This is a genomic window from Halopseudomonas oceani, assembly GCF_002903165.1.
In the GTDB taxonomy this organism is placed as follows: domain Bacteria; phylum Pseudomonadota; class Gammaproteobacteria; order Pseudomonadales; family Pseudomonadaceae; genus Halopseudomonas; species Halopseudomonas oceani.
Genome location: NZ_PPSK01000026.1, coordinates 24,139 through 32,957, shown reverse-complemented (window position 1 = coordinate 32,957; position 8,819 = coordinate 24,139). Strand labels below are relative to the sequence as shown.

The window sequence follows — 8,819 nt, the reverse complement described above, 5'->3', positions numbered from 1 at the left end:
CTTGCGGCTTGCGGCTTGCGGCTGGGTTTACTCTCCTTCCCCAAAGTAGTCGTTGATCAGGTCCAGCAATGCTTGCAGGGCTTCGTCTGCCTGCTCGCCTTCACAGTTGACGCATACCTCTGTGCCTTTGCCAGCTGCCAGCATCATGACCTGCATGATGCTCTTGCCGTCAACCTGATCGTTTTCGTCATGGCCTATACTGACCTTGCAGCCGTACTGGTTGGCTATGCCAACAAACTTGGCGGCGGCACGGGCATGCAGCCCCAGTTTGTTGATGATGAGAACGCGTGAGCTTGGCATCAGGGCAGGTCGCGGTGTCGTATCAGCAGGTTTGGGGTGCCGGCGCTCAGTTCCCGCACCAAGCGCTCGGCGATGTAGACCGAGCGGTGATGCCCACCGGTGCAGCCGATGGCGATGGTCATGTAGCTGCGCTCACTGGCGGCGTAGCGCGGCAGCCATTTCTTCAGGTACTGACAGATATCCTGATACATCTCCTCCACTTCAGGCTGCTTGCTCAGATAGTCGCTGACCGGTGTATCGCGGCCGGAAAAGGCGCGCAGGTCCGGTAGCCAGTACGGGTTTGGCAGACAGCGCACGTCAAATACCAGGTCTGCGTCCACGGGCAGGCCGCGTTTGAAGCCGAAAGACTGGATCAGCACTGACGGCTGGCTGCCCTTGGTGCCGAGCAGGCGTTGTTTGAGGTGGTCGCGCAGTTGATAAAGGTTGAGGTGACTGGTGTCGACCTTGAGGGTTGCCAGGTCGATGATCGGTTGCAGCAGCAGCGCTTCGCGATCCAGTGCTTCTCCGAGTGACAGATTGCCATCGGTTAGCGGGTGCTTGCGGCGGGTCTCCGAGAAGCGCTTGATGAGTACGTCGTTGCGCGAGGCAAGAAACAGCACGTCGCACTGCACGCCGGCGTTGCGGACGTCGCGCAGCAGTTCGGGAAAGCGGGCCAGGTCATTAGGCAGGTTGCGGGCATCAATACTGATCGCCACTTCTGGCAGGCTGAAGGCGTTTTCGCGGGCCTGGCGAGCCAGTTCCGGCAGCAGGCCGGCAGGCAGATTGTCGATACAGTAGAAGCCGTTGTCTTCGAGCAGGTGCAGAGCGGTGCTTTTGCCTGAACCGGACCGGCCGCTGACGACAATCAGACGCATGTCAGCCTCCGTCGCCGGGGCCGACCATGACACGGTACAGGTTGTCCGCGTCGGGTGCTGCGCGCAGCGCATCTCGTAACTCGGCGTTGTCGAGTTTGCTGGCCAGCATCTTGAGAATCTGTAGATGTTGTTCGGTGGCTTCCTGCGGGACCAGAAGAACAAAGATCAGGTCGACCGGTTGGCCATCGAGTGCGTCGAAATCGATCTTGCCGTCCAGCTGCAGCAGGGCTCCGATGGCCTGATGGCAGTCCTCCAGACGACAATGGGGAATGGCGATGCCATTACCGAAACCGGTGGAGCCCAAGCGTTCTCGAGCGATGAGGTTTTCGTAAATGGCGTCTGGATCCAGGTTGGTGTGCTGGGCAACCAGCTTGCCGATCAGCTCCAGCACACGTTTTTTGGATCCGCCCTGAACGCCAGCGAAGGTGCGTTCAGGGGTCAGGATGTGGTCTATTTGCATGTTGATGCAGTGAAGGTCCGGTTATCGGTCGTTCGCGCCTTGCTGACGGTCGATGTGCTTTTCCTTGTGCTTGATCAGTTGGCGATCCAGCTTGTCGGTCAGCAGGTCAATGGCGGCGTACATGTCGGAGTGTTCTGCCAGTGCGACCACTTCGCCACCTGCGATATGCAGGGTAGCTTCGGCCTTCTGTCGAAGTTTTTCCACCTCCAGGGTGACCTGGACGTTGGTGATCTTGTCGAAATGCCGCTCCAGGCGGGACATTTTTTCGGTGACGTAGTCGCGCAGTGCGTCGGTGATATCGAGTTGGTGACCGCTAATGTTCAGTTGCATACGGCGTCTCCTGATTGGCTTGTTGTTGCTGGGTGACCCACGGTCACCCGGTAATGCCACTTGCTTGATCCCTGAACTGGATCTGCTGCGTTGGACGGCCCTTTCAGAGGGCTGTCACTGCAGGTACTAGACCAGTCGCTTGCGTTCGCTCGATGGCGCGATGTTGAGCGATTCGCGGTACTTTGCGATGGTCCGTCGGGCTACTTCGATGCCCTGTTCTTCAAGTAAACCAGCGATCTTGCTGTCGCTCAATGGTTTCTTTGGGTTTTCTGCTGCGACCAGCTTTTTGATCAGTGCGCGGATAGCGGTAGAGGAGAATTCACCTCCTTCGCTGGTGCCAACATGGCTGGAGAAAAAGTACTTCAGCTCAAAGATGCCGCGCGGTGTGTGCATGTATTTTTGGGTGGTTACCCGCGAAATGGTCGACTCGTGCATGCCAACCGCCTCGGCGATGTCATGCAGTACCAGCGGCTTCATCGCTTCTTCGCCATGTTCCAGGAAGCCGCGCTGGTGCTCGACGATCTGGGTAGCCACTTTCATCAATGTTTCGTTGCGGCTCTGCAGGCTCTTGATGAACCAGCGCGCCTCTTGCAAATTATTGCGCAGGTAGGTGTTGTCGTCGCTGGAATCGGCCCGCCGCACCATAGATGCGTAGTGGCCGTTGACGCGAACCTTGGGGACGGCCTCCTGATTCAGCTCGACCAGCCAGCGGTTGGCGTCACGGCGGACGATCACGTCCGGGATGACGTACTCGGGTTCGCCTGATGCGATTTCCGAGCCCGGGCGGGGGTTGAGGGTCTGAATCAGGGCGACCACATCGCGCAACTGGTCTTCCTTCAGCTTGCTGCGGCGCATCAGTTGGGTAAAGTCGCGACTGCCGAGCAGCTCCAGATGATCGCGCACTACTCGGGTTGCCTGCTCCAGCATCGGAGTATTCTCAGGCAGCTGACGAATCTGCAGTAGCAGGCATTCGCGTAGATCACGTGCGCCAACGCCAACCGGCTCGAACTGCTGAATGCGGTGCAAGACCATCTCAACTTCATCCCGCTCGACTTCCAGCTCTGCGGGCAGGGAGGCCAGAATGTCGTCGAGCGACTCTTCAAGATAGCCGTCGGCATTGATACCGTCGATCAAGGCAGTTGCGATCTGGTAATCGGTTTCGGACACCGGCAGCAGGTTCAGCTGCCACTCGAGATGGCTTTGCAGGGTTTCGCCGGTGCCTGTGCGCGAGGTGTAGTCCCAGTCTTCATCGTCCTGGCTGGGCAGCGAGCTGGCCGAGGTCTGATAGACGTCCTCCCACTGGGTGTCGACTGGCAACTCGTTGGGGATCTGTTCGTTCCAGTTAGTGTCCTGGTCGGCTTGGCCATGTTGCTCAATGGAGTCGAGGGAAACCGGTTCGGGCATGGTGACCGCCGGCGCGTCATCATCGCCATTATCCTGCGCGTTGCTGCTGCCGTAGTCTTCGTCGCCGTCGTCTGCCATTTCCAGCATGGGATTGGCTTCCAGCGCCTCTTGCACCTCCTGCTGGAGGTCAAGGCTGGATAGCTGAAGCAGTCTGATGGCTTGCTGCAGCTGCGGTGTCATCGTCAGCTGCTGCCCCATCTTGAGGACGAGCGATGGTTTCATTGTGTCGCGTATTACCTTGTGCGCTTGGTCAGACCCTGTGCCGGACGAGGACCGGACTCGTTCCCCGCTAGCATGCCTGAGTTGCGGGTGCTTTTATAGCCGGAAGGCATGACCGAGGTACACATCTTTTACTGTCTGGTCGGCCAGAACGGTCTCTGCGTCGCCTTCGGCGATGATGTGGCCGTCGTTGACGATATAGGCCTTGTCACAGATATCCAGCGTTTCTCGGACATTGTGGTCGGTGATCAGGACACCGATTCCCTTGTCCTTCAGGTGCTGGATGATCTGTTTGATATCGTTGACCGAAATCGGATCTACCCCGGCAAAGGGCTCGTCCAGCAGAATGAAGCTGGGGTCGGTGGCCAGGGCGCGGGCGATCTCGGCGCGTCGCCTTTCACCACCCGACAGGCTCATGCCGCGGCTGTCGCTGAGGTGGTGAATATGAAACTCGCGCAGTAGCGATTCAAGTTTGCCTTCGCGGGCTTGACGGTTCAGATCCTTGCGGGTTTCCAGAATCGCCATGATGTTCTCCGCTACGGTCAACTTGCGGAAAATCGATGCTTCCTGTGGCAGGTAGCCAATACCTTCGCGGGCACGGCCGTGCATCGGCAGGCGGGTGACATCCTTGCCGTTGACAGTCACCTTGCCTTCGTCAGCCTTGACCAAACCGACGATCATGTAGAAGCAGGTGGTTTTACCGGCGCCGTTGGGGCCGAGCAGGCCGACGACCTGGCCGCTGTCGATTGACACGGACACATCGCGGACGACCTTGCGCGACTTGTAGGCCTTGGCCAGGTGGCTCGCTTGCAGGGTGGTCATGGGGCTGCCGGCTCTTCGCTGGGTGTCTCGGCGCTACGGCTGCGAGGCTGGATAACGATCTCGATCCGCCCGCCGCCTTCGCTGCCGCTGGCGCCACTGCTGCTCTGGCCGGCGTCCACCACCTGACGCTGGATGTCATAGCTGACATGCTCGCCCTGGAAGGTGTTGCCTGATTGCTCAAGGAACGCGTTCTTGATCAGGACGATGGTCTCGCGGTCGGCGTGGTACTCGATCGTCTCTGCACGTGCCTTGACTGGAGGCTTGTTGGCTTCCGGAGTCTGCTGATAGGTAGCCGGGCCGCCCTGGGTCACCATGGTGTTCAGCTCACCGTTTGCGTTGGTCGTCAGGGTCACGCGCGAGCCGGTCAAACGCAGGCTGCCTTGGGTGATAACGACGTTGCCGGTGTACACGGCAGTATTACGCTTGTCGTCAAGCGTCGCCCCGTTGGCTTGAATGCGAATGGGTTGACTGCTGTCGCTGGGCAGCGCCATAACGTGACTCAGCGGGCAGAGTGCCAGCGTCAGGGCAAGGAGGGGTTTAACGCACCTCATATTGGCCTCGTACGGTGGACAGCAGCGTCAGGCGGCCGTCGTTGAGAAAGAGTTTCATGCCCTCGGCAGTGGTCACACTGCGAGCGGCTTCGATTTTAACTGGTTGATCGGTTTCGGCGTAGTCGCGACCGGGAAACAGCGTCAGCGCCGAGGTTGTCAGTTGACGGGCATCGGCGCTGTTCTGCTTGAGTAGCACGTCGGTCGTCAAATCAACGCGGTCACCGCGCTGGGTAACTACGCCTTGTCTTGATTTGAGCAGCCAGGGCGTCGGGTCGCCGCCACGATAGAACAGTAGCTCCGGGTCTTCCAGGTGCGTACTGCCGTCGTCGATCTGGTGGACGGCGTGGCTGGTAGTCAGTTGATAGGCGATCTTGCCCTGCTCGTCGAGCATCTGGATGCGGGCATTGTCGATATAGAAATCAGGCCGGTCGACAGGTTGTTGGGGCGCGCCAGACTTGAAGCTGGCAGGGCTGATGTTCCAGTAGCCCACTGCCAGTGCCAGTGCTGCTCCTGCAATCAGCAGCAGGCCAACGACCAGGTAGCGCGGCAACGTGAGGTTCACAGGTATGCTGCCTGTGCCTGATCGAGGGTTCCCTGCGCGCGCATGATCAGCTCGCAGAACTCTCGTGCTGCGCCGCCGCCGCCACTTGCGCTGGTGATGCCGTGGGCATGTTCGCGAACGAAGCCATCTGCGCTGGCAACGGCCATGCCCAGGCCAACCCGGCGCATGACCGGCAGGTCGGGCAAGTCGTCGCCGAGGAAGGCGATTTCCTGCATTTCGACGGGAACGATTTCCCGCAGCTCTGCCAGCGCGGTCAGCTTGTCCTCGCGGCCTTGAATAAGGTGCTTGATGCCAAGGTTGGCTGCGCGACGTTCTACCAGTGGTGACTTGCGGCCGCTGATAATGGCGACTTCCACCCCGGACGCGATCAGCATCTTTATGCCGTGGCCATCCAGTGTGTTGAAGGACTTGAATTCGGTGCCGTCGGGCATGAAGTACAGGCGGCCGTCGGTCAATACGCCGTCAACATCGAAGATGGCGAGGCGAATGGCTTTTGCACGGTCGATCAGTTTTTCCATGTTCAAACTCACACTACTCCAGCGCGAAGCAGGTCATGCATGTTTAGGGCGCCCACTGGTCGACCCTCGGCATCAACCACAAACAGGCCGTTGATACGGGCGTCTTCCATGATTTTCAGGGCTTCAGCCGCGAGCATACCACTACGGGCCGTTTTGCAGTGACGGGTCATTACGTCGCTGATGCTGGCCTTCTGGAAGTCGATATTGTGGTCCAGGCTGCGACGCAGGTCGCCGTCGGTAAAGATGCCGGCCAGTTGGCCGTCTGCGCCGATAACACCGGTAAGTCCCAGCCCCTTGCGAGTCATTTCCAGCAGTGCGTCACGCAGTGGTGCGCCAGGTGGAACCAGCGGCATGGTGTCGCCGGTATGCATGATGTCATCAACCAGCAGCAGTAGGCGGCGACCCAGGCTGCCGCCCGGGTGCGAGAATGCAAAGTCTTCGGCGCTGAAGCCACGGGCCTCCAGCAGCGCGATTGCCAGCGCGTCGCCCATTACCAGCGCGGTGGTGGTGCTGGAGGTCGGCGCGAGATTTAGTGGGCAGGCTTCCTGCTCGACGCCCGTATCCAGGTTGGCAACCGCGGCCAGAGCCAGTGTCGACTGCGGGTTGCCGGTCATGCTGATCAGTGGTGCGCCGAGGCGTTTGATCAGGGGCAGCAGCGTGACTACTTCGGCGGTATTGCCCGAGTTGGACAGCGCGATGACAACGTCTTCAGCGGTAATCATGCCCATGTCGCCGTGGCTGGCCTCGCCCGGGTGGACAAAGAATGCCGGTGTGCCGGTACTGGCCAGCGTTGCGGCGAGCTTGCGGCCGACATGACCAGACTTGCCCATGCCGGTGACAACAACACGGCCGCGGCATTGCAGCAGGGTGTCGCAGGCAATGGTGAAAGGTTCTGCAAGTCGCTGCAGCAGTGAGTCTACCGCGTCACGCTCCATGCTGATGGTGCGCGATGCGGAAGCGATGTAGTCAAAATCGGCCATGTGCTGTTCGTCGGTTGTCACTGAACGCGCAAGTATAGCGGTTTGTCTGAGGTAACTCACCAGCCTTGCGCCACTGTGTTGCACCACTACCCGGTTCTGGGTAGCGGCGGGATTCCCGGCTTGGGCTGCCGTCGGGGAACTGGTATATTACGCGGCTTCGTTTGCCCGAGGTCTGGGCAGTATCCGGAAAGGCCCGAATATCACTATGACCGACGTGTCAGATTACATCGTAGACCTGCAGGACGTGACCTTTCGGCGCGGCCAGCGGGTCATCTTTGATGGCGTGGATATCCGTATTCCCCGCGGTAAGGTTACCGGCATCATGGGGCCCTCCGGCTGTGGCAAGACTACCTTGCTCCGGCTGATCGGTGCGCAGCTGCGACCCGAGCGTGGGTCGATCTGGGTGAACGGTCGTAACATCCCGGAACTGGAACGCGAGCAGCTGTTCGCTGCCCGGCAGGACATGGGGATGCTGTTCCAGAGCGGTGCGCTGTTTACCGACCTGAACGTGTTTGAGAACGTGGCTTTTCCGCTCCGCGTTCACACCGAACTGCCGGAAGACATGATTCGTGACATTGTCCTGCTCAAACTGCAGGCAGTCGGCTTGCGCGGTGCGCGTGACCTGATGCCGGATGAACTGTCCGGTGGCATGAAGCGGCGGGTAGCGCTTGCGCGAGCGATTGCGCTCGATCCCGAGCTGATGATGTATGACGAGCCTTTCGTCGGCCAGGACCCGATCTCGATGGGGGTGCTGGTTCGCTTGATTCGTCTGCTTAACGACGCGCTCGGCTTGACCAGTATTGTTGTTTCGCATGACCTGGCCGAAACCGCGAGCATTGCCGACTATTTATATGTGGTTGGCGATGGGCAGGTGCTGGGGCAGGGAACGCCGGATGAGTTGATGAACTCTGACAATCCACGCATTCGCCAATTCATGCAGGGTGAGCCCGATGGTCCGGTGCCATTCCACTTTCCTGCCCAGGATTACTTGAAGGATCTGATGCAAGCGGAGAAAGACGCGTGAGTGCAGTCGACAGATTGGTACTGCTCGGCCGGGCCGGGTTGGACACCATTACAGCGTTGGGTCGCTCCGGGCTGTTTCTCGTTAATGTTCTGTTCGGCCGGGCGCGGTTCGGTAATGCCTGGGCGCTGCTGATCAAACAGCTGCATTCGGTCGGTGTGCTGTCGCTGGCCATCATTGTGGTTTCTGGTCTGTTTATCGGTATGGTGCTGGCGCTGCAGGGTTACAACATTCTGGTTGGCTACGGCTCCGAGCAGGCGGTTGGGCAGATGGTTGCCCTGACGTTGCTGCGTGAGCTTGGCCCCGTTGTGACGGCGCTGCTGTTTGCTGGCCGCGCAGGTTCTGCACTGACCGCCGAAATCGGCCTGATGAAGGCCACCGAGCAGTTGTCCAGTATGGAGATGATCGGTGTTGACCCGCTCAAGTATGTGATTGCACCTCGGCTGTGGGCCGGCTTTATCTCGATGCCACTGCTGGCGATGGTGTTCTGCGTGGTCGGCATCTGGGGTGGCGCGATGGTCGCAGTCGACTGGCTGGGCGTGTATTCCGGGTCGTACTGGACGAATATGCAGAATTCGGTGGAGTTCGTCGATGACGTGCTTAACGGCCTGATCAAGGCTGTGGTATTTGCCTTCGTTGTCACCTGGATTGCGGTATTTCAGGGCTATGACTGCGAACCCACTTCAGAAGGCATCAGCCGCGCAACCACACGCACCGTAGTTTATGCGTCGCTGGCAGTGCTGGGGCTGGACTTCATCCTCACTGCCCTGATGTTTTGATTAGCCAAGGAATCATCAA

General features: G+C 59.5%; 12 protein-coding genes. 2 read left to right on the top strand and 10 right to left on the bottom strand.

Features of this window, described 5'->3' with window-relative positions; genetic code table 11:
• Positions 1 to 27: 27 nt before the first annotated feature.
• The 10 genes from C1949_RS17750 to C1949_RS17705 all read right to left on the bottom strand — a co-directional run bounded on the left by C1949_RS17750 (position 28) and on the right by C1949_RS17705 (position 7,000).
• Positions 28 to 300 carry an HPr family phosphocarrier protein gene (locus C1949_RS17750; protein ID WP_104739753.1) on the bottom strand — a complete coding sequence of 91 codons (273 nt, stop codon included), beginning with the start codon at positions 298 to 300 and terminating at the stop codon, positions 28 to 30.
• Complete coding sequence (gene rapZ, locus C1949_RS17745) at positions 300 to 1,154, bottom strand: RNase adapter RapZ (protein WP_104739752.1); 855 nt, start codon at positions 1,152 to 1,154, stop codon at positions 300 to 302. Before rapZ ends, C1949_RS17750 begins: the two co-directional genes overlap by 1 nt.
• A 1-nt stretch (position 1,155) precedes the next feature.
• Positions 1,156 to 1,614, bottom strand: coding sequence for a PTS IIA-like nitrogen regulatory protein PtsN (gene ptsN, locus C1949_RS17740; RefSeq protein WP_104739751.1), 459 nt, complete (start codon positions 1,612 to 1,614; stop codon positions 1,156 to 1,158).
• A 21-nt stretch (positions 1,615 to 1,635) separates the two neighbouring features.
• Complete coding sequence (gene hpf / locus C1949_RS17735) at positions 1,636 to 1,944, bottom strand: ribosome hibernation-promoting factor, HPF/YfiA family (protein ID WP_088273238.1); 309 nt, start codon at positions 1,942 to 1,944, stop codon at positions 1,636 to 1,638.
• 126 nt (positions 1,945 to 2,070) lie between these two features.
• Positions 2,071 to 3,570, bottom strand: a complete 1,500-nt coding sequence (locus tag C1949_RS17730) for an RNA polymerase factor sigma-54 (RefSeq protein WP_104739750.1) — start codon at positions 3,568 to 3,570, stop codon at positions 2,071 to 2,073.
• A gap of 93 nt (positions 3,571 to 3,663) precedes the next feature.
• Complete coding sequence (gene lptB, locus C1949_RS17725; protein WP_104739749.1) at positions 3,664 to 4,389, bottom strand: LPS export ABC transporter ATP-binding protein; 726 nt, start codon at positions 4,387 to 4,389, stop codon at positions 3,664 to 3,666.
• Positions 4,386 to 4,880 carry a lipopolysaccharide transport periplasmic protein LptA gene (gene lptA / locus C1949_RS17720; protein WP_244908267.1) on the bottom strand — a complete coding sequence of 165 codons (495 nt, stop codon included), beginning with the start codon at positions 4,878 to 4,880 and terminating at the stop codon, positions 4,386 to 4,388. Before lptA ends, lptB begins: the two co-directional genes overlap by 4 nt.
• A 46-nt stretch (positions 4,881 to 4,926) precedes the next feature.
• Complete coding sequence (gene lptC, locus C1949_RS17715) at positions 4,927 to 5,502, bottom strand: LPS export ABC transporter periplasmic protein LptC (protein WP_170063113.1); 576 nt, start codon at positions 5,500 to 5,502, stop codon at positions 4,927 to 4,929.
• A complete protein-coding gene (locus tag C1949_RS17710; protein WP_104739756.1) occupies positions 5,499 to 6,020 on the bottom strand; it encodes a KdsC family phosphatase in 522 nt (173 codons plus the stop codon). Before C1949_RS17710 ends, lptC begins: the two co-directional genes overlap by 4 nt.
• An 8-nt stretch (positions 6,021 to 6,028) precedes the next feature.
• Positions 6,029 to 7,000, bottom strand: a complete 972-nt coding sequence (locus C1949_RS17705) for a KpsF/GutQ family sugar-phosphate isomerase (RefSeq protein WP_104739755.1) — start codon at positions 6,998 to 7,000, stop codon at positions 6,029 to 6,031.
• 205 nt (positions 7,001 to 7,205) lie between these two features.
• Between C1949_RS17705 and C1949_RS17700 the strand changes: the two genes are divergently transcribed.
• Together C1949_RS17700 and mlaE are read left to right on the top strand one after the other, a co-directional pair.
• A complete protein-coding gene (locus tag C1949_RS17700) occupies positions 7,206 to 8,024 on the top strand; it encodes an ATP-binding cassette domain-containing protein (RefSeq protein WP_104739746.1) in 819 nt (272 codons plus the stop codon).
• The gene (mlaE, locus tag C1949_RS17695; RefSeq protein WP_373289809.1) at positions 8,021 to 8,800 is read left to right on the top strand and encodes a lipid asymmetry maintenance ABC transporter permease subunit MlaE; all 780 of its coding nucleotides are present in this window, start codon (positions 8,021 to 8,023) and stop codon (positions 8,798 to 8,800) included. The genes C1949_RS17700 and mlaE overlap by 4 nt, the downstream gene beginning before the upstream one ends.
• Positions 8,801 to 8,819 lie beyond the last annotated feature (19 nt).